A 25,313-nucleotide genomic window follows, 5' to 3' on the forward strand; every position below is an offset into this window, starting at 1 on the left:
CTCAGCGCACCTTCAACGTGGCCAGGCCGATCAGCACGAGCACGACGGAGATGATCCAGAAACGCACGATCACGCGCGGCTCCGGCCAGCCCTTCAGTTCGAAATGGTGGTGGATCGGCGCCATGCGGAACACGCGCTTGCCGGTCAGCTTGAACGAGGCGACCTGGATCATCACCGACAGCGTTTCGATGACGAACACGCCGCCCATGATCACCAGCACCAGCTCCTGGCGGGTGATCACCGCGATCGTGCCCAGCACCGCACCCAGTGCCAGTGCGCCGATGTCGCCCATGAAGACCATGGCCGGGTAGGTGTTGAACCAGAGGAAGCCCAGGCCCGCGCCGGCGATGGCCGCACAGATGATGACCAGCTCGCCGGCGCCCGGGATCTGCGGGATCTGCAGGTAGTTGGCGAACACCACGTTGCCCGAGGCGTAGGCGAACACGCCCAGCGCGCAGGCCACCAGCACGGTGGGCATGATCGCCAGGCCGTCAAGGCCGTCGGTCAGGTTCACCGCGTTGGAGAAGCCGACGATCCAGAAGTAGGCGATGGCCACGAAGCCGATGCCGGCCAGCGGCAGCGCGACCGACTTGAACATCGGGATGTAGAAGGTCAGCGCCGCCGGCACGTCGGCCGTGTAGAACAGGAACAGGCCCGCAGCCAGGCCGAAGATCGACTGCAGCAGGTACTTCCAGCGCGACTTCAGGCCGTTCGGGTCACGGCGGACGATCTTGATCCAGTCGTCATACCAGCCGATGGCGCCGAAGCACAGCATCACCGCCAGCACCAGCCACACGTAGCGGTTGCGCAGGTCGGCCCACATCAGCACCGACAGGGTGATGGTGAGCAGGATCAGCGAACCGCCCATGGTCGGCGTGCCGGCCTTGGAGAAATGGGTCTGCGGACCGTCCTTGCGGATCGGCTGGCCGCCCTTGAACTGGGCAAGCTTGCGGATCATCGCCGGGCCCAGCCACAGCGACAGGAACAGGGCCGTCAGCGCGGCAAGGATGGCGCGGAACGTCTGGTAGTTGAACAGCCCGAACAGGCTCTCCAACTGCTGCAACCATCGAGCCAGTTCATACAACATGCGGGGATTCCTCTCCTTGCGCCAGCAGCGCTTTGACAATCGTGTCCATGGCGCTGCCACGGGAACCCTTGACCAGGCAGCGCACGCCGGCGTGCAGCTCGTCCTTCAGCGCCTGCGACAGCGCGTCGTGGGTGGCGAAATGGCGGCCGCCTTCGCCGAAGGCGGAGGCGGCAGCGGCGCTGAGCGGGCCCAGTGCATACAGGCGCTTCAGGCCGGCAGCACGTGCGCGGAGGCCGGCCTGCGCATGCAGCGCTTCCGCGTCCGGGCCCAGCTCGCGCATGTCGCCCAGCACCAGCCAGCCCTCTTCCGGCGCCGCGGCCAGGGCATCGATGGCCGCGGCCAGCGACCCGGGGTTGGCGTTGTAGCTGTCATCCACCAGCACCGCGCCATTGCGCAGCTGATGGGCGATCTGGCGACCCGGCACCGGCTGCGCTTCGGCCAGGCCGGCGGCAATCAGCGCCAGATCGACACCGGCGGCCAGCGCCAGACTGGCGGCGGCCAGCGCATTGCTGACGTTGTGGCGACCCGGCAGGCCCAGCACCACGCGAGCTTCGCCGGCCGGTGCGACCAGAGTGAACTGGCTGCCCTGCGCACCGGCGCGGATATCGCGCGCGGTCACGTCCGCCGAGTGTTCCAGGCCATAGCGCAGCACGCGGCAACGCGCCGGGGTGCTGATGAAATGCTGTTCGAACCAGCGGCCATAGGCATCGTCGGCGTTGATCACCGCCACGCCATCGGCCGGCAGCGCGGCGTAGATCGCGCCCTTGGTCACCGCCACGCCGAGCAGGCTGCCCATACGTTCCAGGTGCGCCGGGGCGATGTTGTTGACCAGCGCATAACGCGGGCGGGCGATGTCGGTCAGGTAGGCGATGTCGCCCGGCTTGCCGGCGCCCATCTCGTAGACGGCGTAGTCGGCATCTTCCGGCGCATCGATCACCGCCAGCGGCAGGCCGATCTCGTTGTTGCGGTTGCCCGGGTTGGCGTAGACCACCTTGTGCGCGTGCTGGGCCACCTGCTGCAGGATCGACAGCAGCAGGCTCTTCACGCTGGTCTTGCCATTGCTGCCGGTGATCGCGAACACCTCGGTGCCACGGTCACGCTGCATGCCTGTGGCGATCTTCGCCAGCGCCAGTTCGCTGTCGGCCACCAGCACCTGCGGCAGTTCGACCGGCAGCAGGCGCTCGACCAGCAGCGCACTGGCACCGCGCGCCTGCGCGTCGGCCGCGAAGTCATGGCCGTCGAACCGCTCGCCGCGCAGCGCCACATACAGACTGCCCGGACCGAGATTGCGGGTGTCATTGCTGACCGCATCGATGGCCACGTCGTCGCCGTGGATCTCGCCGCCGGCCCAGTGTGCGATCAGCGAAAGCAGGGTGCGCTTCATGCGGCGCCCTCCCCGGCCTGCGCGCTGAGCACACCAGCCTTGGCCGCCAGTGCGGCGGCGGCCACTTCGGTGTCGTCGAAGTCATGGCGCACGCCATTCACTTCCTGGTACGGCTCGTGACCCTTGCCGGCGATCAGGATGATGTCGCCTGCACCGGCACGCCTCACCGCCAGGCCGATCGCACGCGCGCGACTGCGCTGCACGGTCACGGCATCGGCGTTCTGGAAGCCGGCCAGGATGTCAGCCACGATCACATCGCCATCTTCGCCGCGCGGGTTGTCGTCGGTGACGATGACCTGGTTGGCCAGGCGCTCGGCAATCGCCGCCATCTGCGGGCGCTTGCCGGTGTCGCGCTCGCCGCCGCAGCCGAACACGCAGAACAGCGTGCCCTGCAGGTGCCCGTGGAGGCTGTCCAGCGCCTGTTCCAGCGCATCCGGGGTGTGCGCGTAGTCGACCACCACCGTCGGCAGGCCGTCTTCACCGCCCAGGCGGTTCATGCGGCCGCGGATCGGCTGCAGCGCCGACAGCACCTCGGCAATACGCGGCAGCGGCTGGCCCTGCGCATGCAGGGTACCGGCCACGGCCAGCAGGTTGTCCACGTTGAAGCGGCCCAGCAGCGGCGACTGCACCGCCGCGCGCTGGCCGTCGATGACCAGCTCGAAGGCAATGCCACGCCCATCCAGCTGCAGCGCCTCGGCGCGCACGCTGGCGTCGATGGCACCTCGCGAGCTCAGCCCGATCGCCTGCACGCCGGCCGGCAGGCCCGCGAACAGCTGCCGGCCGAAGGCATCGTCCAGATTGATCACCGCGGCCTTCAGGCCCGGGCGATGGAACAGCCGCGCCTTGGCCGCGCCGTAGCTGGCCATGTCGCCGTGGTAGTCCAGATGGTCGCGGGTGAGGTTGGTGAACACCGCCACGTCGTAGTGCACGGCGTCCACGCGGCCCTGGTCCAGCGCATGCGAGCTGACTTCCATCGCCACCGCGCGCGCACCGGCGTCGCGCAGCTGCGCCAGAAGCGCATGCATCTGCAGCACCAGCGGCGTGGTGAAGCCGGTCGGCTCGACCGCACCATAAAGTCCGGCACCCAGCGTGCCGATACTGCCACTGGGCGTTCCGAGCAGATGCCAGGCCTGGGCCAGCAGCTGCACGGTGGAGGTCTTGCCGTTGGTGCCGGTCACGCCGACCATCGCCATCGCCCGCGATGGCGCGCCATGGAACTGGTCGGCCATCGCGCCCATGCGCGCGCGCAGGCCCGGCACGGCGATCGCATCAGCCGGGGCCGGCAGATCGGCCGGTGCCGGCGGTTCGAACAGGATGGCACTGGCACCGGCAGCGCGCGCCTGCTCGACAAAGCCCAGGCCATGCGCGCCGAAACCGGCGATGGCGACGAAGGCGTTACCGGGGCGCACGGCACGGCTGTCCAGCACCAGGCCGGTCAGAACGGGATCATGACCCGCCAGGGCCACGTCCGGAAGCAACTGCGAAAGCAACATCGAATGACTCATTGCGTGCCTCCCGTAGCGGGCGGCGTCTGGACTTGCGCGCTCGGCAGCGCAGCGTCGAATTCAGCGGCGGCATCGACCGGCAGCGCGGTCTCGGCCGGCGGCGCAGGCAGGATCGACGCCGAATGGCCGACCTTGCCCGACTGCTGTGCGGCCAGCCACGACTGCAGGTCGTCCAGCGGCACGTCCATGAGGCGCAGGGTGCCTTCCATCACGTTGTGGTAGACCGGCGCCGACACCAGGCCGCCGTAGAACTTGCCGGCCTGCGGGTCGTTGATGACGATGACGGTGGCGAAACGCGGGTTGGTGGCCGGCACCACGCCGGCGAACAGCGCGTTGTAATGGCCGCGCTCATAACCGCCCGGGCCGGCCTTGCGCGCGGTGCCGGTCTTGCCGGCCACGCGGTAACCCAGCACCGCCGCCTGCTTGGCGCCGCCCTGGGTGACTACCGTTTCCATCATCGCCACCACCTGCCGGGCGACGTTCTCGTCGATGATCTGCTGGCCTTCATTGCGCTGGCCCTTGACGAAGGTCGGCGCGATCAGGCGCCCGCCGTTGGCCAGCGCCGAGTACGCGGTGGCAATCTGCAGCGGCGTGACCGACAGGCCATAGCCATAGGACATGGTGGTCTTGGTGGTACCCGACCAGCGTGCCGGACGCATCACCACGCCGGCCGATTCGCCCGGGAAACCGCTGTGCGGCGCCGAGCCATAGCCGAAGCGGCGCACGCCGTCGTAGAAGGTCTGGTCCGGCATCTTCGCCGCAACCTTGGCCGCACCCACGTTCGAACTGCGGGTGATCACGCCGGTCACGTTGAGCACACCGTTGTTGCGCGGCACGTCGCGGATGGTGAAGCGGCCCAGGGTCATGTAGCCCGGGTTGGTGTCGATGATGGTGTCCTTGGTCACCGCACCGGCCTGCAGCGCGGTGGCGATGGTCAGCGGCTTCATCGTCGAACCCGGTTCGACCAGGTCGGTCACCGCACGGTTGCGGCGCGTATCGGGGATCGCGCCGGTCAGCGAGTTCGGGTTGTAGGTCGGCAGGTTGACCATGGCCAGGATCTCGCCGGTGGTCACGTCCATGATCACCATCGAACCACCGGCCGCCTTGTTGGCCACCAGCGCGTTGCGCAGTTCCTTGAAGGCCAGGTACTGGATGCGGCGGTCGATGCTGAGGGTCAGGTCCTTGCCCGGCTCGGCGGCGCGCAGCAGATCGCTTTCGACGGTCTCGCCCTTGCGGTTGCGGATCACCCGCTTGGCACCGGCCTTGCCGCGCAGCCATTCGTCGAACGCCAGTTCCAGGCCTTCCTGGCCGCGGTCGTCGATGTTGGTGAAGCCCAGCACGTGCGCCATCGCTTCGCCCTGTGGGTAGAAGCGGCGGAACTCGCGCTGCGCGGCCACGCCCGGAATCTTCAGCGCGACCACCTTCTCTGCCTCGTCCGGATTGATCCGGCGGCGCAGGTACATGAATTCCTTGTCCGACTTCTGCGACAGGCGGCTGCTCAGCTCATCCACCGACATGCCGACCGCCTGGGCCAGCTCCGGGATGCGCTCGGGCGAACGCAGCAGGTCCTGCGGGTTGACCCAGATCGAGGCCACCGGCGTGGACACCGCCAGCGGCTCGCCGTTGCGGTCGGTGATCATGCCGCGCGAGGTCTTGATCGGCAGCTCGCGCAGGTAGCGGGCCTCGCCCTGGCGCTGGTAGAAATCGCTGTTGATGATCTGCACGTAGGCCGCGCGACCCACCAGCGACACCGAGCACAGGCCAAGCGCCAGCGCGACCCAGCGCAGGCGCTGGCGCAGGTTGAAGGCGTTGCGCGGGCGGTTGCGGCCGGTCTTGCTCATGGGCGCACCACCACGATGTCAGCGGCCTCGGGGAACTTCATGCCCAGCTTCTCGCGGGCAATGCGGTCCACGCGGTTGGCTTCGGCCAGGGTGGCCTGTTCCAGCTGCAGGCGGCCGAACTCAAGGTTGATGTCATCGCGCTTGCGCTCGGCACGCGACAGCTCGATGAAGGTCTGCCGGTGGCGGTGGCGCACGAACACCACGCCGATCGCCGAGGCGACGGTGCAGGCCAGCAGGATGATCAGCAGCAGCCGGCTCATGCATCGCCCCCCCGCTTCTGTGCCACGCGCAGCACGGCGCTGCGGGCACGCGGGTTGGCGGCCAGCTCTTCGTCCGTGGCCTTGATGGCGCCGCCGATCAGGTCCAGCGTCGGCACGAACGCAACCGCCTCGGGCAGCCGGCGGTTGGCCGGCGGCGCCTTGGCCAGGCGGTTCATGTACTGCTTGACGATGCGGTCTTCCAGCGAGTGGAAGCTGATCACCGCCAGGCGGCCACCGGGCTTGAGCCGTTCCACCGCCGCATCGAGCCCGGCTTCAAGATCGGCCAGCTCGCGGTTGATGTGGATGCGGATGGCCTGGAAGCTGCGCGTGGCCGGGTGGATCCGGCTCTTATCGGATCCCGACTTCCCACGCGGCATCACCGAGGCGATCAGCTCGGCCAGTTCGGCGGTGCGGGAGAACGGCTGCTTCTCGCGGCGGGCCACGATGGCGCGGGCGATGCGCCGGCTCTGGCGCTCTTCGCCGTAGGTCCACAGCACATCAGCGATCTCGCGCTCTTCGACGCGGTTGATCCACTGCGCGGCGCTTTCACCGCTGTCCGGATCCATGCGCATGTCCAGCGGGCCGTCCTTGCCGAAGCTGAAGCCACGTTCGGCCACGTCCAGCTGCGGCGACGACACGCCGAGGTCGAACAGCACGCCGTCCAGGCCTTCGGCCGTCGCGTTCCACTGCAGCAGCTGGGCGAAGCTGCCCCGGAAAATGGACACGCGCGGGTCCGGCGCGAAATCGCGCTCGGCAACGGCGATGGCTTCCGGATCCTTGTCCATGACCAGCAGGCGCCCCTCGGGACCGAGCTGGGTGAGCACGCCACGCGCATGACCGCCACGACCGAACGTGCCATCCAGATAACGTCCGTTTTCGATCACCCTCAGGCCTTCAAGGACCTGGGTGTACAGGACCGGCAGGTGCACCGCCGGCGACTGCGACACCGGAAGGTGACCGGCCTGCGCTTCTGGGCGCATCCGGGCACCCCGGCTCACAACTTCAGGTCGAGCAACCCATCACCCAGATCCTCGTCAGACAACGTCTGCTGGATCAGGGCCCGATGCGCCTGCTCGCTCCACAATTCGAACTTGTCGCCCATACCGAGCAATACCGCCTTCTTCTCAATGCCCACCGCACCGCGGTGGCTGGCGGGGATGCTGATGCGACCGTTGCCGTCCAGTTCCAGATGGGCGGCCGAGCCGACCAGCTTCTGCTGCAACAGGCGCACGACGCGCTGGGTGTTGGGCTTGGACATCACATCGTCGCGGACCCGCTCCCATTCCGACTCTGCATACAGCCACAGGCAGCCGGCTTCGAACGGGTTGTAGGTCAGCACGAGACGGTTGTTGCTGGCGCGCGCGACGAGGTCGCGGTAAGCGGTGGGAACCGCCATGCGCCCTTTGTCGTCAACTGTGATGGCCGTCTCGCCCTGGAACACGACGCCTGCACCTTGTCCTTCGCCCGGTGAAACATTGAACCACGAAAACCCACAAAACACCCGGATTTCCCTCTGATGCCCACCTTAGCAGCGGGCCGAGGGTTGTCAACAACTTTTCAGCGGGGAAATCGCCAGCCGCATCAATGGCTTGCAACAACCTTTAGAGAATTGTTCAAGGCTTATCCACAAGTTGCTGATCCGTCTCAATTTTTGAGATTGAACGGAAGTTCAGGGGCGTGGAGAGGGCGTGAAACATCGGCCGCGCATTCATCCGGAACGGGCCGGAAACGGCGCCGGACTGCGCAAACCGTGCACAATGAGGCCATGTGCCTGCTCGCTCTTGGCTGGATGCACCACCCGCGCTGGCGGCTGGTGATGACCGGCAACCGTGATGAGTTCCACGCCCGCCCGACGGCGGCGCTGGCCCCTTGGCAGGATGAGACGTCCGTCATCGGCGGGCGCGATCTGCGCTCCGGCGGTGGCTGGGCCGGGGTTGGCGCCTCGGGCCGGATGGCGGTGGTCACCAACGTCCGCGACCCGCTGGCGGCCCAGACCGGCCCGTCGCGGGGCGCGCTGGTGGCCGACTTCCTGCGCGGCCGCGACCCGGCCGCTGTGCATATCGACCGATTGGCGACCGTGGCTGGCGCCTATGCCCCGTTCAATCTGTTGCTGGCCGATAGCGACAGCCTGGAGTACCTCGGCAACCATCCCGCCGAACGGCAGACCCTCGGCCCGGGCGTGCACGGCATGTCCAACGGCGCGCTGGACGCGCCCTGGCCGAAGACCCGGCGGCTGATGGCGGCCCTTGAAGCCTGGCTTCAGAATGACGGGGTCAGATCCCTTTCGCACAGCGAAAGGGATCTGACCCCGGACCTGACCCCACTCTGGAATGCTCTGGCCGACGAACACCGCCCTGCCGACAGCGACCTGCCCGACACCGGCATCGGCCTGGAACGCGAGCGCTGGCTGAGCCCGGCCTTCATCCGTGGCGATGACTACGGCACCCGCGCCAGCACCGTGCTGCTGATCGACGCCGACGGCCATGGCGAGATCCACGAACGCCGCTTCGGCCCGCAGGGCGCTCCCAGCGGCCAGAGCCACGTCATTTTCTGACCCGGTCATGACGGCCCTTGGCCGGATGCTCTTGGCGGGGGGGGGTAGTGGCGGCCGTGGCCGGCAACCTCTGGATCTTCGGATGCAGCATGAAGTTGCCGGCCAGCGGCCGGCACTACCCGCAGCGTGCTGTCGCGATCCACGCGACGGCAGTCGTCATCGCAGCGGGCCTGAAACGTCATTCAGCTTCCAGCCGCGACCGCGATCCGTCCGCGCCACAGCGGTTTCAGCATCACAGCCAGCCGACTGTGCCCTTTTCGCAATCGGCACTGTGTCTATAAATGTCGCCCCTGACCTCCCAGGGTGGTCGCGCCCGGCATCGCGCCGCGCAATCGACCACAACCCTCAAGGAGGCCCCATGCGTCGCATTCTCATCCTGTTCGCCACCCACCTGCTTGCTCTCGGCCTGGGCTTCGGCCTGGGCATCTATCTGCTGCCGATCCTGATCGCCCCCGATGACCCGCCGGTCACGCAGGTGCAGGCCGCGATGAACGACGCCACCTATCGCACCACCTTCCGTCGCGACCTCAAAGGCAGCGACGCGGTGCACTGGGCCGAAGGCAAGGTCAGCGTCAGCGCCACCCAGGTTGCCTTCGACGGCAAGATGGGACCGGGCCCGGATTACAAGGTCTACCTGGTCCGCGACTTCGTCGACAACAAGGCCGACTTCCTGAAGATCAAGGCGCAGGCCCAGCGCATCGGCGAGGTGAAGACCTTCAACCGCTTCCTGGTGGATGTGCCCGCGAACGTGGACGTGGACGACTACACCACGGTGGTGGTGTGGTGCGAGCGCTTCTCGCAGTTCATTTCCGCCGGCCAGTACCGCACGCCGGGCTGAGGACAGCATGGGGTCGGATCCCTTTCCTCCGGAAAGGGATCCGACCCCGCAATCACGGTAGCTCCACGCCATGCGTGGAAGAAGAAGGAGGCGGAGCCGGCCGATAAGCCGGGTTCTGTCGTGGACAGTCATTCCTCTAGGCGTTACGTCACCGCAACGCTCAAGCAACCTACCCGGATCCAACGCGGGCCGCGCCAAAGGATCCCTATTTGGTCTTGCTCCAGGTGGGGTTTGCCGTGCCGGTCTGTTGCCAGACTCGCGGTGCGCTCTTACCGCACCATTTCACCCTTACCGGCCTTCCGAAGAAGACGTAGGCGGTATCTTTCTGTTGCACTTTCCGTCGGCTTGCGCCGCCCAGGCGTTACCTGGCACCTTGCCCTATGGAGCCCGGACTTTCCTCGGCACCCCCGAAGGGATGACGCGACTGTCTGGCCGGCTCCGCCAGCGCATATTCTAGCGTACGCAGGTCCTTCCTGCCGTGCTGATCGCGGCGTCCGGTTCATCCATCCACGCATGGCGTGGATCTACTGCAGTAGCGCCACGCCATGCGTGGCTGCAGCAATCCATCAACTACCGTACAACGCCTTGCGCGGCGCGCCGGTCAGTTCCGCGGCCAGTTTGGCGGCGGTCGACGGCGGCAGGTGCTCGCTCAGCTTCGCGTAGACGCGGCGGCCATGCGCCAGCTGCGCTTGTTCGTCATCACCCGCGCCCTGCACCATCACCACGAACTCGCCCTTGCGCTGGTTGTCGTCGGCCTCGACCTTCGCCAGCAGGCCCGCCAGGTCACCATCGAGCACGGTCTCGAACAGCTTGGTCAGCTCGCGGGCCAGCACCGCCGGGCGTTCGCCACCGAAGATCGCCGCCATGTCGGCCAGCGATTCGGCGATGCGGTGCGACGATTCGTAGAACACCATCGTGCGCACTTCGCCGGCCAGCGCCTGCAGGCGGTCGCGGCGGCCGCTGGCCTTGGCCGGCAGGAAGCCCTCGAAACTGAAACGGTCGCTGGGCAGGCCGGCCACGCTCAGCGCGGCGATGGCGGCGCAGGCGCCGGGCACCGGGCTGACCTTGATACCCGCCGCGCGCGCGGCACGCACCAGGCGGAATCCGGGGTCACTGACCAGCGGGGTACCGGCATCGCTGACCAGCGCCAGCGACTCGCCGGCCTGCAGGCGCGAGACCAGCCGCTGCGCCAGGGCCTCTTCATTGTGTTCGTGCAGGGCCACCAGTGGTTGCTGGATGCCGAAATGGGACAGCAGCTGGCCACTGCGGCGGGTGTCCTCGGCACAGATGGCCGCCACCGAACGCAGCACCTCCTGCGCGCGCGGGCTCAGATCGGCCAGGTTGCCGATCGGGGTGGCGACGACGTACAGGGTTGGGACACTCATTTCAGCGGTACTCACGGGGCAAGGGTAGAATCGTAGCGTGTACCCGGCCAAGGCCGCTGCCCTCATCGCATGGACCCGATCATGAACAAGCCCGCCGCACGGTTCTCCGCCCTGTCGTTGTCGCTGATGCTGCTGGCCGGTTGTGCCACCACCAGCCTGACCAGCACCCCCGATTCGCCGGCCCAGGGCCAGGCGCTGGCGCTGATCGAACAGGGCAAGCCGCGCGACGCCGCACTGCAGCTGGAAGGCCTGGCCGCCACGCTGCGTGGCGGTGCCCGCAGCAACGCACTGGCCGATGCGGCCTGGGCCTGGCATCTGGCCGGTGACAGTGCCCGCGCGCGCAGCCTGCTGGGCCAGCTCACCGCCCGCCAGCTGTCCGGCGCCAGCCTGCAGCGCTACCAGCTGACCGGTGCCGAGCTGGCGCTGTCCGACAAGCAGCCTGCGCAGGCGCTGGCGCTGCTGAAGGATCATGCCGACAGTGTTGCGGTCGGCCTGCGCACCCGCTGGCTGCTGGCCCGCGCCCAGGCCCTGCAGGGCACCGGCGATGCCTTCGGTGCCGCCAACGAGCGCGCCCGTGCCCATGCCGGCCTGACCGGCAGCGCGCGCAGCGAGAACCAGGCCGCCATCGCCGGCCTGCTCGGCACCCTCGACGACGCCACCCTGCGCAGCCGTGCCGCCGCGCTGCCGGCCAACGACCCGCTGTACAACTTCGCCGGCCGTGCGCTGATCGCGCGCGGCCTGCCGCTGCCGCGCCCGTTCGACCGCGATGACGCGGCCCAGTTCGACACCAGCAAGCGCCCGCCGGCGATGAGCGACGGTTACCGCCCGCCGGCCAAGCTGGCCGTGCTGCTGCCGCTCAGCGGCCGCCTGGCCACCGCCGCGCAGCCGGTGCGCGATGGCCTGTTGAGCGCCTACTACGGTGAAAGCCGCCGCCGCCCGGACATCAACTTCTTCGACACCGCCGGCACCCCGGCCGGTGCCCTCGCCGCCTATGACAAGGCGGTCGCCTCCGGTGCCGACTTCGTGGTCGGACCGCTGGGCCGCGACGAAGTGGACGCCGTGTACGGCCGCCAGCAGCTGCAGGTGCCGGTGCTGGCCCTGAACCGTGGCAAGGACGCACCGCCGGCCGGCAGCGCCGGTTTCTCGCTGGCACCGGAAGACGACGGCATCGTCGCCGCCGAATACCTGCGTGGCCGCGAACGCAACCGCGCACTGGTGATCAGCAGCAATGACGACACCGGCCGCCGTTCCGCCGCCGCCTTCGCGCAGCGCTTCGCACAGCGCGGTGGGCAGGTGGTGGCCACCTTCAACGTCAGCGATGCCGTTGGCGATGTCGGCGCGCAGGTGCGCAATGCCGGCCAGGTCGATGCGGTGTTCCTCGCCGTGCGTGCACCGCAGGCCCGCCTGCTGGCGCCGCAGCTGGCGCTGGCCGGTGCCGGTGGCGCCACCCGCGTCGGCACCTCGCAGCTGACCGTCGGCAGCGGCAAGGTGGAAGAAGACGTGGCCCTGGACGGCATCGTCTACCCGAATGAAGCCTGGAACGTGCGCAGCGTGTCCGGCCTGCCCTCGGCCAGCCAGGTGGCCAGCACCCTGCCGAGCGCACGCGGTGCGGCCGGCCGCCTGTTCGCGTTCGGCGCCGACGCCTGGAAGATCACCGCCTATCTGGACAAGCTGTCCAACGAAGGCGGCCTGGACGGTGCCACCGGCACCCTGTTCCTGGACAGCAACGGCAACATCCTGCGCCAGCCGGCATGGTCGACCTTCAATGGCGGCCGGCCGATGCCGATCGTCGGTGGTCGCTGAGCGCAGCCAACGTGGCTCGGCGGTGGAAGCCGCCGCCGAGCAGCATCTGCAACAGGCCGGACTGCAGCCGCGCGCGCGCAACGTGCGTTATCGCGGCGGTGAACTGGACCTGGTGATGGACGATGCCGGCATCGTGGTGTTCGTGGAGGTGCGCTATCGCGCGCGATCGGATTTCGGTGGCGGTGCCGCTTCGGTGGATGTGCGCAAGTGCCGACGCCTGGCGCACGCCGCGCAGCTGTACCTGCAGGACAACCCGGCGCTGGCCAATGCACCCTGCCGTTTTGATGTGGTCGACGCCACCGGCGAGCCGCCGCAGCTGCGGTGGCTGCGTGATGCATTCCGGCTGGATGACTGCTGATGGGTACCGTCCGCTCTGGTAGAGGCCGACCTTGGTCGGCGCTTCTGTGCCAACCAAGGTTGGCACCTGCCAGAGCGCAGCCAGGCCGGCACGACCACGGTGTGTGACTGATGCCTTCGATCATCACCCATGCTGCTGTGCCGCTGGCGCTGTGGTGCGCCGCTGATCGCGGCCGCATCCCGCCGCGCCTGCTGGTTGCAGGCGTGATCGCCGCGATGCTGCCCGATGCCGATGTACTGGCCTTTGCGCTGCACATTCCCTATGCGGATGCCTTCGGCCATCGCGGTGCCAGCCATTCGCTGCTGTTTGCCGGCGTGCTGGCGGCATTGGCCGCGGTGCTGGCGTTCTTTGGTAACCGCCGATCTTGGTCGGCACCACACAGCCCCGGTAGTCGCCGACCTTGGTCGGCGGTTTCGTGCCAACCAAGGTTGGCACCTACCAAGGCAGGGCCAACGGTGGCATCGACCGTACAAGCCGCTGTATTCGTATTCGTCTGCGCCGCCAGCCATCCACTGCTGGATGCGATGACCTCCGGTGGCCTCGGCGTCGCACTGGCCTGGCCGTGGAGCGAACAACGCTTCTTCGCGCCGTGGCGACCGATCCGCGTTTCACCCTTCGCCCCACAGTTCTTCAGCGCACGCGGCGTGGCTACCCTGCTCTCCGAACTGCGCTGGGTGTGGCTGCCGCTGGCCGGCGCCGTTGTCGCCTGGAAACTGATCCAACCCGCTCCTGCTGCCTCTCGAGATCCGTCATGAGTCCTGCCCTGCCTGCTGCCCTGGTCGCCGAACTGTCCACCCTGCTGGGCGCGGAGGGCTGGCGCATGGATGACCAGGCACTGGTACGTGCCTGTCGCGCGCATGGCGTGGCGCTGGTCGCGCGCGGCGCCGGCACCGGCACTACCGGTGCAGCCGTCCCGCAGCCGGGCAGCATCGTGCTGTCGTTCACCCGCATGGACCGCATCGTCGAGATCCGCGCCGGTGATCGCTGCGCGGTCGTGCAGCCCGGCGTGCTCAATGGCACCCTGCAGCAGGCACTGGCCCCGCATGGCCTGTTCTGGGCGCCGGATCCCTCAAGCGCCGAGATCTGCAGCATCGGCGGCAACCTCGCTTGCAATGCCGGCGGCCCGCGCGCGGTGAAGTACGGCACCAGCCGCGACAACGTGCTGGGCCTGGTGGCGGTGACCGGCACCGGCGAGCTGATCCGCTGCGGTGGTGCCTACACCAAGGACGCCACCGGCTACGACCTCACCCATCTGCTGGTGGGCAGCGAAGGCACGCTGGCACTGATCGTGGAAGCCACGCTGAAGCTGACCCCGTTGCCGGTCAGCCAGGCCGGGCTGCGCGTGCTGTACCGTGATGCCGATGCTGCTGCGGCCGCCGTATCGCGGTTGATGTCGCAGCCGGTGGTACCCACCCGCCTGGAATTCATGGACGCGCGCAGCCTGGAGCTGCTGCGGCTCAATGGTGCTGACGTGCCGGAGGCCGGTGCGATGCTGCTGGTCGAGGCCGATGGTGACCACGACACCCTGCCCTATCTGCTGCAGGCCCTGGCCAGCGCCGCCGAAGGCGACGGCATGATTGAACTGGACGTGGCGATGGAAGGCCGCGCGCGCGACCAACTGTGGGCCGCACGCAAGGCGCTGTCGCCCGCGCTGCGCAGTGTTGCGCCGGGCAAGATCAATGAAGACGTGGTGGTGCCGGTGTCGCGCATTCCGGAACTGGTGGCCGGTGTGCAGGCCCTGGCACGCGACTACACGCTGACCATCGTCACCTTCGGTCATGCCGGCAACGGCAACCTGCACGTCAACATCCTCTACCACCCAGACGATGCCGACGAGAACGCACGCGCACATGCCGCGCTGCCAAGGATCTTCGAGCTGACGCTGGCATTGGGCGGCACGTTGTCGGGCGAACACGGCATCGGCCTGGCCAAGCGCGATTTCATGGCGCAGGCCTTCACCCCGGAAACACTGGCAACGATGCGCGCGATCAAGGCCGCGCTGGACCCGGACGGCATCCTCAACCCCGGTAAGGTGCTGCCGCCGGCATAGACTGCGCGCACTCCTGCGCGCTCCTGTAGAGCCGAGCCATGCTCGGCTGCTCTTCGACCAGATCGCGATGACGCCCGCGCTGTGCGCGCAAGCCGAGCGTGGGCTCGGCTCTACACCGTCTTGTCGGCTGCGATATCGATCAGGGTCTGCCGGAAACTGGGCAGCAGCACGCGGTTGCCATGGCCGCTCAGGTGATCGTTGTCGAAGAACAACGGTTCGCCCTCTTCCACCGCCGAACAGGCCTGCGGCCCACACAGCAGCGGCAGCGGATCCCACACGGTCATTGACGGGTAACGTGCCGCCAGGTCATCCAGCAGTGCCATCTGCGGCGCCCGCAGCATTTCCAGATCCGCACGCGGCATGCTCAGACCGCCGGCACACGCCGGATTGCGGCGGTTGAACCAGTCTGAACAGCGGTACGCACCGGCCTTGAACAGCGGCAGCGGTGCGTCGATCACCACCTGTACGCCCAGCTTCTGCAAACGCCCCAGCACGCGTTCGGCTTCGTCGCGTGCAGCCTGTGCATGCGCGGGCGTGCGCTCGCCCAGCAGCTGTTGATAGATCTGCTGTGCATCCTGCCGCTGCCAGTCGAACCCACGCAGTTCCGGCATGCGCAAGGCCGCCAGCAGCACGATGTCACCCGGGCGCGCCTCGCGTTCGATGGTCGACAGCGTGTCTTCAATGAAGTCCTGGCAGTCGGCCGGGCTGGCCCGCAGCAGGTTGACGAAGCTGCAGCCGCCGCGATCCTGCTGGCGCACCTCCATGCCGGTCTGCCGCGCGACCATGCTGGTCATGGTGCGATACGCCGCCGCATGCGAGTCGCCGGCCACGAACAGGCGCCGCCCTTCAAGCGCCGGCGCACTCACCGGTTCCAGCGGGCGCCACGCCGGGTAGCGACGCGCCTGCCATGCGTAGCCGTTGCGGGTGACGCTGAGCGAGACCTGCTCGTGGTACTCGACCGTGGCCCAGGCGCCGGCACCGCACAGCGCCACCAGCGGAAACGCCATCGCCAGCACCTTGGCCGGTGCCAGCCGCAGCAGCGGCGCCGCACTGCGCAGCGGGCGCTCGATGAAGTGGTAGGACGCGGCCGACACCGCCAGCAGCAGCACCGGATACAGCCACAGCGCGACGCCATGCAGGCCATACGTCCAGCGCAGCAGTACCAGCAGCGGCCAATGCCACAGGTACAGCGAATAGGACAGCCGACCCAGGTAGGCCAGCGGTGCGCAGCCCAGCGCACGGGCGATGCGCGATGTCCCCGCTGTCGACACGCCCGCCAACAGCAGCAGGGTACCGGCCACGGTCGCCAGCACACCCGGTACCGGCATCGCCAGCTGCGGGGCGATCAACACACCTGCGGCCAGCAGCGCCAGCCCGGCCGCTGCGACCGCGTCACCGTTCCGGCCTGGCGTACGCGTACGCGTACGCATCCACTGGTAGAGCAGCGCACCTGCGGCCAGCTCCCAGAACCGCGCCGGCAGCAGATAGAACGCCGACGCCGGCGCCGATCGCGCCTGCCAGCCCGCCCACGCCAGCGACAGCATGGTGAGCGCCGGCAACAGCCAACGCGCCCCCGGCCAGCGCTCACGCCCGCGCAGCCACACGAAGAACAACAGCGGGAAGACCAGGTAGAACTGCTCTTCCACACCCAGCGTCCAGGTATGCAGGAACGGATTGAGTTCAGCGCCGGGCGAGAAGTAATCGTCCTGCTGGCCGGCCAGCACGATGTTGCTGAAACCGACCAGCGCGGCCCAGCCGGTCTGGTCGAACTGCTCATTGCGCCACGCGCGGGGAATGAACAGTGCCGACAGTACGAAAGTGGCCATCAGCATCACCAGCAGCGCCGGCAACAGGCGCAGCACGCGGCGACGGTAGAAGTCGAGCAGCATGGCACCCAGCGATGCATGGGTGCGCGAGGCCAGCGACTGGCTGATCACGAAGCCGGACACCACAAAGAACAGGTCCACACCGGTGAAGCCGCCGGGCAGCCACGTCGCATTGGTGTGGAAGACGACGACAGCCAGCACCGCCAATGCGCGCAGGCCATCGATGGCCGCGTTGTGGGAACGTTCGGGAGGGGACATGCAGGCAACGGGAGGAGAACGATCCGACAGCATCACCACCGCTGCCGCAGTCATTCAATGGATGATCGCGACAGACGTGGACATTGTTCAGCTCCGGTGCCAGCTCGGCTCTACAGGAATGTCGCAATCGTCGCGCTGAGGCGCGCACCGCATGCCTGCAACGTTTTCGGATTTTCAAATCTTTCTCATTGGCATACGTGGCCCTTCATGCAAATCATGTAGCGCCACCGACAACGGGTGGCACGGGCTTCCAATCCCGTTTGGTTAATGTCGTTTACGCTTGCCTGCCGGCGTCGCCCTTTCCTTGTTGGGTGGCGTCGGCAGGCATTCTGTCCGCGCACCTATGGCGGGCGGTGCGTGGGGGCCTCGTGCCCGCCGGCGTTTGACGACGTTAGCCACCGGTATTGGAACCACGCACCGTCCGCCACCCTCGCCGTTAAGCAGGGTGGCCCCTTGCCGCTTGCACAAGGACGCCGCCATGACCGCTTCCCCTTACCCACACCTGTTCGCCACCCTGGGCGACGCCGCCACGCGCCTGCCGGATGATCTGGCGCGCACGCTGGAAGACACATTCGTTGCACTACAGAGCGGCAACAGTGCCGGGGCCATCACTTTGCAGGCCTGCCTGCAGTACATTCGCCAGGGCGATGCGGCCGATGGCCAGCCGTGGCCGGGCAACAACCGCACACCCGGGCAACGCCTGGCCCTGGCGCGCATCGACCGCGCCAATGCGGGGCTGAGTTTCCTGCTGGAACTGCTGCACGCCACCGAACGCGTCCGCGTGGACGGTGATATCGACCAGCAGATGGGCGATGGCGCACGCGAGGGCCTGCTGCTGGCCTGCCGAGGGCTGGCCGAGTATGTGGATGTGCAGTTGCGGGCGGCGTGAGCTTCCAACGACGCGAACTGCGGGCAAGCGCCCATTTCAGTCGCACGCTGCGCGCAATTGCAATGATTACGATGGTTCATCATTACAGGCGCACCAATAGTGGGCCCTTCTTTTCAGGGAGTGCCCAGATGCACAAGATGATGATTCCGCTTACCCGCTATACGCAGTTCAGCGGGCGTGCCAGCCGTAGTGAGTTCTGGTGGTTCCAGTTGTTCATCGTGATCGTTTCGATCCCGTTGTACATCCTGAGCTTCTATGCCGGTTACAGCGATTCGCAGGGTCTGGCACTCGTCGCGACCGGTCTTAGCGTGGTGATGTGGCTGGTGTTCGCCTTGCCCTGTATTGCGGCGACCATCCGCCGCCTGCACGACACCGATCGCTCGGGCTGGTGGATGCTGCTGGCATTCGTGCCGTTCGTCAGCCTGGTGCTGCTGGTATTCCTGCTGCTGCCCAGCACGCCGGGCGACAACCGCTTCGGTGCGCCGGTTCCGCACGTGTAGTCGCCCCGCTTTGGTAGGTGTCGACCTTGGTCGACACGGTGTTGCCGCCGGCCGCTGACACATTCGTGCCAACCAAGGTTGGCACCTACCAGAGCAACATCGATCTGACCCCACCCCGAAGGTCGGCACCCACCAGGGCAGTACCGCTGCGGCTACGCGAAGTGCTGGTAACCGCCGTCGGCGGCTTCGCCATCCACATGCACGCCCTGCCCTTCGGCGATGCGGCCGATGCGGGTGAGTGGCACGTCCAGCGATTCGGCCAGGTAGTGCAGCGCGTCGCGCTGGTCGGCGGCGGCGGTGAAGCACAGCTCGTAATCGTCGCCACCGCGCAGTGCGCAGTCACGTGCACCGTCGCGGCCGAGCAGCTCACGCAGCGCGTGCGAGATCGGCAGCGAATCGGCATCGACATGTGCGGCCACGTTGCTGCGCGTGGCGATATGACCGAGGTCGGCCAGCAGGCCATCGGACACGTCCACCGCCGCATGCGCGAAGGCACGCAGGCGCAGGCCGAGCGTTACACGCGGCGTCGGCCGCAGCAGGCGCAGGCGCAGGCTTTCGTAGTCGGCCAGCAGCGTGGCGGTGGTTACGCTCAGCGCGCCCTGCTGCCACAGGCGCAGCGCACCGGCGGCGTCACCCAGCGTGCCGCTGACCCAGAGGTCGTCCCCCACCTGCGCGCGATCGCGGCGCAGCGCCTGGCCACGCCCGACCTGACCCATCGCGGTCACCGACAGCGACAGCGGGCCACGCGTGGTGTCGCCGCCGATCAGCGCGATGTCGTGCTGGTCGGCCAGTGCGAAGAAGCCATCGGCAAAGGCCTCGATCCAGTCTTCAGAGGCCTCCGGCAGTGACAGTGCCAGCGTGCACCACGCCGGGCGCGCGCCCATCGCGGCCAGGTCCGACAGGTTGACCGCCAGGGTCTTCCAGCCGATGTCGAAGGCAGGCGTTTCAACCGGAAAGTGCACGCCGCTGTTGAGCGTATCGGCGGTGACCACCAGTTGCTCATTGGCACGCGGCTGCAGCAGCGCGGCGTCGTCGCCGATGCCGAGCAGGATGTCGTCGCGCTCGAGGGTGCGGGCGCGGATGCGGTCGATGAGGGCGAATTCGGCCAGGGACATGGGGCGTTCCCGCTGTTGTACGTGCCGCGCAAGGCGCGCTGGGCGGTAGTGCCGGCCGCTGGCCGGCAACCTCAGGATCCCTGCAGCTGCCGGCCAACGGCCGGCACTACCACAGGTGGGTCAGGTCAGTGACCCGATTCGACCTTGCGCCATTCCACGGCGGCACGATCCAGCACGCCGTTGACATAGGTGTGGCCATGCTCGGAGCCGAAGCGCTTGGCCGATTCGATGGCTTCGTTGATCACCACGCGGTACGGCACGTCCAGGCGGTAGCGCAGTTCGTAGGCGGCCAGGCGCAGCACCGCGCGTTCGATCGCATCCACTTCCTCGATGCCACGGTCCAGGTACGGGCCGAGCGCTTCGTCGATGTCACGACGGTTGTCGAGCACGCCGTGCAGCAGCGCCTCGAAGTACGCCAGGTCAGCGATCTCGCGGGCCTGCTCGTGGGCGAACTGGGCGATCAGCGACTGTGCGTTGCCGCCGGAGATCTGCCAGGCGTAGATGGCCTGCACGGCACGACGACGGGCGCGCGAGCGCAGCACCGGATCGACGCCATCGCGGCGGACGGGTTTACCGGAGGGCTTGCCCTGGGTGTTCTTGTTCATGGCAGCTGCTCCAGAAGATTGACCATTTCCAATGCGGCGAGTGCGACTTCCTCGCCCTTGTTACCGTGGCTGCCGCCGGCACGTGCCTCGGCATCCTCAGCGCGTTCGACCGCCAGTACGCCGTTCAGCACCGGCACGCCGAAGTCCAGCTGCACGCGCATCAGGCCTTCGGCGCAGCGGTCGGCCACGTGTTCGTAGTGGCGGGTGTCGCCACGGATCACGCAGCCCAGGGTGAGGATGGCGGCGTGTTCGTGGGCGGCGGCCAGGCGCGCGGCCACCAGCGGCAGTTCCCAGGCACCCGGTACGCGGATCACGTCGATGTTGGCTTCGGTGATGCCGTTGCCGGCCAGGCTCAGGCGGGCGCCTGCGACCAGCGCGTCGGTGATGCGGGCGTTCCAGCGGCTGGCCAGGATGGCGAAGCGCGCCGATTCGGGAGTGCGAAGATCGCCTTCGTAGTGGCTCATATGCGGCTTGGGGGACTCGATAAGGAGGTAATTCTAGCGTGGATGGGCCCCGGCCGTGGCCGATGGGGGCCTGCAGGGTGTGCCGACCAACGGTCGGCACCCACCGGTGGCACGGGGTCGGCACCATCCATTACAGGGTGACCGTCTCCACCACTTCCAGGCCGTACCCGGCCAGGCCGATCTGGCGGCGCGGGGTGCCCAGCACGCGCAGCTTGCCCAGGCCCAGGTCGGACAGGATCTGTGCGCCGGCACCATTGCGGCGCCACTGGCCCACGTCCTTGTCCTTGCCCGGCACCACCGGCGCCGGCTGCTGGCGCAGGCGGGCCAGCAGGGCTTCGCCATCGCGCGGGGCCGACAGCACCACCATCACGCCGGCGCCCTCGGCGTCGATCGCGCGCAGGGCATCGGTGGCGGCCACGCCGAAATCATCGCGGCGCCAGTGCAGCAGGTCGGCCAACGGATTTTCCACCTGCACGCGGACCAGGGTGGGCGTTTCGGCATCCGGGGTGCCACGGACCAGCGCGAAGTGCAGGTCGTGGGCGATGCGGTCGCGGTAGGTCACCAGCTTGAACGGGCCGAATTCGGTATCGATCTCGCGCTCGTCCACGCGCTCGACGGTCTTTTCGGTGGCCAGGCGGTAGGCGATCAGGTCGGCGATGGAGCCCATCTTCAGGCCGTGCTCGCGGGCGAACACTTCCAGCTCCGGGCGGCGCGCCATGCTGCCATCCGGGTTCAGGATCTCCACCAGCACGCCGGCCGGCTCCAGCCCGGCGAGCATGGCCAGGTCCACGCCGGCTTCGGTGTGGCCGGCGCGGGTCAGCACGCCGCCCGGCTGGGCGATCAGCGGGAAGATGTGGCCCGGCTGGTGCAGGTCCGACGGCTTGGCATTGGGCTTTACCGCGGTGCGGATGGTATGCGCGCGGTCATGCGCCGAAATGCCGGTGGTGACGCCCTCGGCGGCCTCGATGCTGACCGTGAAGTTGGTCTGGAACTGGGCGGTATTGGCCTGCACCATCGGCGCCAGGCCGAGGTCGGCGGCGCGGCTGCGGGTCAGCGGCAGGCACACCAGGCCGCGGCCGTGGGTGACCATGAAGTTGATGTCCGACGGCTTGACCAGCTCGGCGGCCATGATCAGGTCGCCTTCGTTCTCGCGGTCTTCGTCATCGACGATGACCACCATGCGGCCCAGGCGGATGTCTTCCAGGATTTCCGGAATCGGGGCGAAGTTCATGCTGCGTCTCCCTGTGGGTGCTGACCGTTGCTCGGCACACCCATCAATCGCTCGACGTAACGGGCCACCAGATCGATTTCCAGATTGACCGCGCTGCCCACGCCGGTGGCGGAGAAGGCGGTGTTGGCCACGGTGTGCGGGATCAGGGCGACTTCAAAACCGTCGTCGTCCACTTCGTTGACGGTGAGGCTGACGCCGTCAACGCAGATCGAGCCCTTCTTAGCGATATAGCGGCGCAGCGAGGCCGGCGCGGCGAAACGCCAGCGCTGGGCCCGCGCGTCGTCATGGATGGACAGCACCTGGCCGAGGCCGTCGACGTGGCCGCTGACCAGATGGCCGCCCAGGCGGTCGGTCGGGCGCATGGCGCGCTCCAGGTTGATGACCGCCCCTTCGCCCAACTGGCCCAGCGTGGTCAGGCCCAGGGTCTCGGTGGAGGCATCGGCCTGGAAGCTGCTGGCGTCGAACGCGATGACGGTGAGGCAGACGCCGTTGATGGCGATGCTCTCGCCCATCTGCACGTGGTCGAACGGCAGATTCCCGACGTGGAAGGTGAAGCGGACATCGCCGCCGATGGATTCGCGTGCGGCCAGACGGCCGACGCCTTCGATGATTCCAGTAAACAAGTAACGTTCTCCGCGAAAAGTGAGCGAAAAACGCCGCAAGGCAAACAGGCGGGCGCAGGGCCGCGAAGGCCCTGTGGCACCGTCTTCTTTCATCCGGACTATGACCGTCGGCTCCGGCATTGGACCGGATCTGCTGACCCCCGGCCGTGGGCCGGGGCGCTCGCGGGCTCGTGCTTGCGCACCTACCGCCGGTGGGGAATTGCACCCCGCCCTGAAGACGTTTGTGTACCGGCGAACCGGCGCGGCTAGTGTACCAGCCCGTGCTGAACGGGGTGGGGATGACCGGGGTCGGATCCCTTTCCGCTGGACGGGGCTCTGATCCCGGCCCTCTCGAAATCGCTACGGGTCAGAGCCGTTTTCCGACGGAAAACGGATCTGACCCCGTTGCAGGCCGGCTCCAGCCTGTGACGGCCGTCTCTCGCATTTTGTAAAACTTTCATTAAAATCCGCAGCGGACGACATGAGGTCGCCACGGGCAGCCGCGAGGGCAGGCCCGCCAATGGACTGAAATTCACAGGAATTCCCATGCGCAAGATCCTGATCGTGGCCGCCCTGCTGGCCGCTGCTCCGTTCTCGGCTTCGGCCGACGCCCTGAGCTACACCTACGTGGAAGGCGGCTGGACCCAGGTCCAGGTTGACGACAACGTGCTGGACGACCCGAAGGTCGACGGCGGCTACCTGCGCGGCTCGGTCGCGCTGGCCGAGCAGGTTTACGTGTTCGGTGGCTGGTCGCGCACCAGCAAGACCCGCCACTACGGCGAAGACTCGCTGAAGCTGGAACTGAACCAGCCGGAGCTGGGTATCGGCTACCACATGCCGTGGACCGACCGCCTGGACTTCACCGCCGATGCCGCCTGGGTGCGCCAGAACGCCGAATCGACCCTGCGCTACGACGGCGTGCGTTACCACGGCAAGGACCACACCAACCTGGGCCGCGTCACCATGGGTATCCGTGGCAAGCCGTCGCGCATGACCGAAGCCTGGGCCAAGGCCGGTTACATGGATGGCGGCAACAACTACAAGGGCACCTGGGTCGGTACCGTCGGCGGCCAGGTCAACTTCACCAAGACCTGGGGTGTAGTGGGCGAGATCGCCGGCTACCGCGACGTCACCCAGTACTCGGTCGGCGTCCGCGCCAGCTTCTGATTTACCGATCGCTCCTCGTCGTGCGATCGAACGGGCCCCGCAAGGGGCCCGTTTTTTTTTGGGCCCGCGCGCGCCGGCAGGCGGCCACAGGGCACCATCGGGCCTGCGCAAAGATGCGCTACGCTTGCGCGCCTCTGGAACAGGAAACACCGTCATGAAGACTCCCTTGCGTACCCTGCTGGCCAGCGCCCTGCTGGCGGCCCCGCTGCTGGCCGGCGCAGCCCCCGCCACGCTGACGCCCGAACAGGCTTTCGACCTGTACGCACGCGTGCTGCTGGAAGATGACGCCGCGGCGACCCGCGCGCTCAACGATGCGCTGAAGCCGGCGTTCGAAGGCCAGGACGCGGTGACCCCGAACCCGGGTGCGCTGGCCAAGGCGCTGGCCGAACCGTGGCAGGTCGTACTAGCCAGCACCGGCGCAAAGGCCGACGCGGCCGCCACCGAAGCGCTGTATGCCAAGGCCCTGCGTGATTCGAAGTGCCGCGCCAGCAAGAGCGTGATTGAAGACAACGAGTACGTGGAAGACCAGAAGCTGGCGCGCATCACTTTCAGCTGCCAGGTGCCCGACCTCGGCAAGGTGCGCCCGCTGTTCGCCGCCAGCCTTGCAGCCGACGCCAGCCCGGCCGCGCGCAAGCAGTTCACCGACGCCTACACCCAGGCGCTGCAGAGCGGTGCGCGCGTGCCGGTCAGCGGCACCTTCACCCTGTACCCGGCCAAGGACAACGGCTACTGGTACAGCGGCAACTTCGACGATCTGGTGGGTACCGTGACCGGCGCGCTGGCACCGTTCGAGGACTGGATGCAGGACGCGCAGGCGGCCAGCGCACCGAAGGTGACCGGCGTACCCGGCTGTGACCTGCTGCTGCAGCAGCACCGCGCCTGCGTGGCGAAGATCGCGCCGGACCAGATCAGTGGCGTGGATGCCATGACCGAGGAACTGAAGGCCAAGGCGAAGGTGAAGTCAGCCGAAGACATGACGCAGGAATGCAAGGCACTGCGCCCGATCGCCGAGATGATGTGGACCGACGAATGCGCGTGAGCGGGATGTAACGCCGAGCCTACGCGCTGCCCAGCGTTGCCGACGGCAAGGGCAACTGCATTTTCAGAACCCTTGCATGGCCCTGCGCGGCCTGCATGGTCAATGCTGTTGCCCTCTTCCCCCGGGGGCAACCGCATGAAACACCGTATGACGTCGACCGCGCTCATGTTGCTGGCGCTGATGGTGTGCTGGCAGGCCGAAGCGTCCAAGTTCAAAGCCACGAAGATCATCGTCGTCCAACCCTCGGTCGCCTTCGAGTCAACCCAGCTGAGCGACAGGCACCTGGATGCGTGGATGAGCAATGACGACCACTGCCGCGATTTCCCGATGTACCACGATCAGTGTGCCGTGCTGGTACTGCCGGATGAGTACGACGACGGTTTTACGCGTCGCCAGTTGCGGTTCAAGGCGAGGCAACTGCCGGGCGAGGCGCTCGGCGCGTACTGCCGCGACCTGCATGTGCTGTGGAAGCAGCAGTGGAAGGGCCAGTGCCCGGTCGGCGAAGAAGACGACGAAGCGGCCTGACGCCATGGGCGTAGCCCCTGCTCTGCG

25 protein-coding genes, 1 other RNA gene and 1 riboswitch are annotated in these 25,313 nt (G+C 67.7%); of the genes, 11 read left to right on the forward strand and 15 right to left on the reverse strand.

Annotated features, from left to right (window positions below; translation table 11 throughout):
• Position 1: 1 nt before the first annotated feature.
• Genes mraY through mraZ form a run of 7 tightly spaced genes read right to left on the reverse strand, consistent with a single transcriptional unit; the run spans position 2 to position 7,518 of the window.
• A complete protein-coding gene (gene mraY / locus VG566_RS10625) occupies positions 2 to 1,087 on the reverse strand; it encodes a phospho-N-acetylmuramoyl-pentapeptide-transferase (protein WP_004154219.1) in 1,086 nt (361 codons plus the stop codon).
• The gene (locus tag VG566_RS10630) at positions 1,077 to 2,471 is read right to left on the reverse strand and encodes a UDP-N-acetylmuramoyl-tripeptide--D-alanyl-D-alanine ligase (protein ID WP_046428819.1); all 1,395 of its coding nucleotides are present in this window, start codon (positions 2,469 to 2,471) and stop codon (positions 1,077 to 1,079) included. Before VG566_RS10630 ends, mraY begins: the two co-directional genes overlap by 11 nt.
• Positions 2,468 to 3,976, reverse strand: coding sequence for a UDP-N-acetylmuramoyl-L-alanyl-D-glutamate--2,6-diaminopimelate ligase (locus VG566_RS10635; RefSeq protein WP_241884702.1), 1,509 nt, complete (start codon positions 3,974 to 3,976; stop codon positions 2,468 to 2,470). The genes VG566_RS10630 and VG566_RS10635 overlap by 4 nt, the downstream gene beginning before the upstream one ends.
• Positions 3,973 to 5,817 carry a penicillin-binding transpeptidase domain-containing protein gene (locus VG566_RS10640; RefSeq protein WP_241884703.1) on the reverse strand — a complete coding sequence of 615 codons (1,845 nt, stop codon included), beginning with the start codon at positions 5,815 to 5,817 and terminating at the stop codon, positions 3,973 to 3,975. Before VG566_RS10640 ends, VG566_RS10635 begins: the two co-directional genes overlap by 4 nt.
• Positions 5,814 to 6,077, reverse strand: coding sequence for a cell division protein FtsL (gene ftsL, locus VG566_RS10645; protein ID WP_005415286.1), 264 nt, complete (start codon positions 6,075 to 6,077; stop codon positions 5,814 to 5,816). The genes VG566_RS10640 and ftsL overlap by 4 nt, the downstream gene beginning before the upstream one ends.
• Entirely contained in the window at positions 6,074 to 7,057 is a 984-nt protein-coding gene (rsmH, locus tag VG566_RS10650; protein ID WP_241884704.1) for a 16S rRNA (cytosine(1402)-N(4))-methyltransferase RsmH, read from the reverse strand. The genes ftsL and rsmH overlap by 4 nt, the downstream gene beginning before the upstream one ends.
• A 14-nt stretch (positions 7,058 to 7,071) precedes the next feature.
• On the reverse strand, positions 7,072 to 7,518 hold the full coding sequence (mraZ, locus tag VG566_RS10655; protein WP_004143635.1) for a division/cell wall cluster transcriptional repressor MraZ: 447 nt from the start codon (positions 7,516 to 7,518) through the stop codon (positions 7,072 to 7,074).
• A gap of 324 nt (positions 7,519 to 7,842) precedes the next feature.
• On the opposite strand from mraZ, the gene VG566_RS10660 reads away from it, so the two are divergent.
• Together VG566_RS10660 and VG566_RS10665 are read left to right on the forward strand one after the other, a co-directional pair.
• Positions 7,843 to 8,631 (forward strand): NRDE family protein, encoded by a 789-nt coding sequence (locus VG566_RS10660; protein ID WP_014645935.1) that lies wholly within the window; start codon positions 7,843 to 7,845, stop codon positions 8,629 to 8,631.
• Positions 8,632 to 8,989: 358 nt separating this feature from the next.
• Positions 8,990 to 9,469, forward strand: a complete 480-nt coding sequence (locus tag VG566_RS10665) for a DM13 domain-containing protein (protein ID WP_049405822.1) — start codon at positions 8,990 to 8,992, stop codon at positions 9,467 to 9,469.
• Positions 9,470 to 9,557: 88 nt separating this feature from the next.
• Here VG566_RS10665 and rnpB read toward each other — a convergent pair.
• Positions 9,558 to 9,909, reverse strand: an RNA gene (gene rnpB / locus VG566_RS10670) — RNase P RNA component class A.
• Positions 9,910 to 10,035: 126 nt separating this feature from the next.
• Positions 10,036 to 10,854, reverse strand: coding sequence for a 16S rRNA (cytidine(1402)-2'-O)-methyltransferase (gene rsmI, locus VG566_RS10675; RefSeq protein ID WP_014645933.1), 819 nt, complete (start codon positions 10,852 to 10,854; stop codon positions 10,036 to 10,038).
• Between the two features lie 81 nt (positions 10,855 to 10,935).
• Here rsmI and VG566_RS10680 point away from each other — a divergent pair, with 81 nt between their 5' ends.
• From VG566_RS10680 to VG566_RS10695, 4 genes are all read left to right on the forward strand, one after another.
• The gene (locus VG566_RS10680) at positions 10,936 to 12,657 is read left to right on the forward strand and encodes a penicillin-binding protein activator (RefSeq protein WP_241884638.1); all 1,722 of its coding nucleotides are present in this window, start codon (positions 10,936 to 10,938) and stop codon (positions 12,655 to 12,657) included.
• Positions 12,647 to 13,015 carry a YraN family protein gene (locus VG566_RS10685; RefSeq protein ID WP_241884637.1) on the forward strand — a complete coding sequence of 123 codons (369 nt, stop codon included), beginning with the start codon at positions 12,647 to 12,649 and terminating at the stop codon, positions 13,013 to 13,015. Before VG566_RS10680 ends, VG566_RS10685 begins: the two co-directional genes overlap by 11 nt.
• A gap of 110 nt (positions 13,016 to 13,125) precedes the next feature.
• The gene (locus tag VG566_RS10690) at positions 13,126 to 13,770 is read left to right on the forward strand and encodes a metal-dependent hydrolase (protein ID WP_241884636.1); all 645 of its coding nucleotides are present in this window, start codon (positions 13,126 to 13,128) and stop codon (positions 13,768 to 13,770) included.
• The gene (locus VG566_RS10695; RefSeq protein ID WP_423172723.1) at positions 13,767 to 15,065 is read left to right on the forward strand and encodes an FAD-binding oxidoreductase; all 1,299 of its coding nucleotides are present in this window, start codon (positions 13,767 to 13,769) and stop codon (positions 15,063 to 15,065) included. Before VG566_RS10690 ends, VG566_RS10695 begins: the two co-directional genes overlap by 4 nt.
• A 110-nt stretch (positions 15,066 to 15,175) precedes the next feature.
• On the opposite strand, the gene VG566_RS10700 is transcribed toward VG566_RS10695, so the two are convergent.
• Entirely contained in the window at positions 15,176 to 17,203 is a 2,028-nt protein-coding gene (locus VG566_RS10700) for an acyltransferase family protein (RefSeq protein ID WP_423172665.1), read from the reverse strand.
• 424 nt (positions 17,204 to 17,627) lie between these two features.
• Between VG566_RS10700 and VG566_RS10705 the strand changes: the two genes are divergently transcribed.
• Both VG566_RS10705 and VG566_RS10710 read left to right on the forward strand, forming a co-directional pair.
• The gene (locus tag VG566_RS10705) at positions 17,628 to 18,038 is read left to right on the forward strand and encodes a hypothetical protein (protein ID WP_049438571.1); all 411 of its coding nucleotides are present in this window, start codon (positions 17,628 to 17,630) and stop codon (positions 18,036 to 18,038) included.
• Between the two features lie 128 nt (positions 18,039 to 18,166).
• Complete coding sequence (locus VG566_RS10710; RefSeq protein WP_241884633.1) at positions 18,167 to 18,538, forward strand: DUF805 domain-containing protein; 372 nt, start codon at positions 18,167 to 18,169, stop codon at positions 18,536 to 18,538.
• Between the two features lie 152 nt (positions 18,539 to 18,690).
• Here VG566_RS10710 and thiL read toward each other — a convergent pair whose 3' ends face one another.
• The 5 genes from thiL to VG566_RS10735 form a co-directional block, all read right to left on the reverse strand.
• Positions 18,691 to 19,653, reverse strand: coding sequence for a thiamine-phosphate kinase (gene thiL / locus VG566_RS10715; protein ID WP_197587093.1), 963 nt, complete (start codon positions 19,651 to 19,653; stop codon positions 18,691 to 18,693).
• Between the two features lie 125 nt (positions 19,654 to 19,778).
• Positions 19,779 to 20,258: a transcription antitermination factor NusB gene (gene nusB, locus VG566_RS10720; protein WP_005408062.1), complete on the reverse strand. Its 480-nt coding sequence runs from the start codon at positions 20,256 to 20,258 to the stop codon at positions 19,779 to 19,781.
• Entirely contained in the window at positions 20,255 to 20,722 is a 468-nt protein-coding gene (gene ribH, locus VG566_RS10725; RefSeq protein ID WP_049443133.1) for a 6,7-dimethyl-8-ribityllumazine synthase, read from the reverse strand. Before ribH ends, nusB begins: the two co-directional genes overlap by 4 nt.
• A gap of 130 nt (positions 20,723 to 20,852) precedes the next feature.
• On the reverse strand, positions 20,853 to 21,953 hold the full coding sequence (gene ribB, locus VG566_RS10730) for a 3,4-dihydroxy-2-butanone-4-phosphate synthase (RefSeq protein WP_241884632.1): 1,101 nt from the start codon (positions 21,951 to 21,953) through the stop codon (positions 20,853 to 20,855).
• Entirely contained in the window at positions 21,950 to 22,576 is a 627-nt protein-coding gene (locus VG566_RS10735) for a riboflavin synthase (protein ID WP_014645921.1), read from the reverse strand. Before VG566_RS10735 ends, ribB begins: the two co-directional genes overlap by 4 nt.
• 77 nt (positions 22,577 to 22,653) lie before the next feature.
• A riboswitch (FMN riboswitch) is annotated at positions 22,654 to 22,799 on the reverse strand.
• 302 nt (positions 22,800 to 23,101) lie between these two features.
• Between VG566_RS10735 and VG566_RS10740 the strand changes: the two genes are divergently transcribed.
• From VG566_RS10740 to VG566_RS10750, 3 genes are all read left to right on the forward strand, one after another.
• Positions 23,102 to 23,722: a hypothetical protein gene (locus VG566_RS10740; protein ID WP_014645920.1), complete on the forward strand. Its 621-nt coding sequence runs from the start codon at positions 23,102 to 23,104 to the stop codon at positions 23,720 to 23,722.
• Between the two features lie 154 nt (positions 23,723 to 23,876).
• The gene (locus tag VG566_RS10745) at positions 23,877 to 24,761 is read left to right on the forward strand and encodes a hypothetical protein (protein ID WP_049442183.1); all 885 of its coding nucleotides are present in this window, start codon (positions 23,877 to 23,879) and stop codon (positions 24,759 to 24,761) included.
• A gap of 165 nt (positions 24,762 to 24,926) precedes the next feature.
• Positions 24,927 to 25,286: a hypothetical protein gene (locus tag VG566_RS10750; RefSeq protein WP_262216542.1), complete on the forward strand. Its 360-nt coding sequence runs from the start codon at positions 24,927 to 24,929 to the stop codon at positions 25,284 to 25,286.
• Positions 25,287 to 25,313: the final 27 nt, after the last annotated feature.

The organism is Stenotrophomonas sp. CASM114, from assembly GCF_049384325.1.
GTDB lineage: Bacteria > Pseudomonadota > Gammaproteobacteria > Xanthomonadales > Xanthomonadaceae > Stenotrophomonas > Stenotrophomonas muris.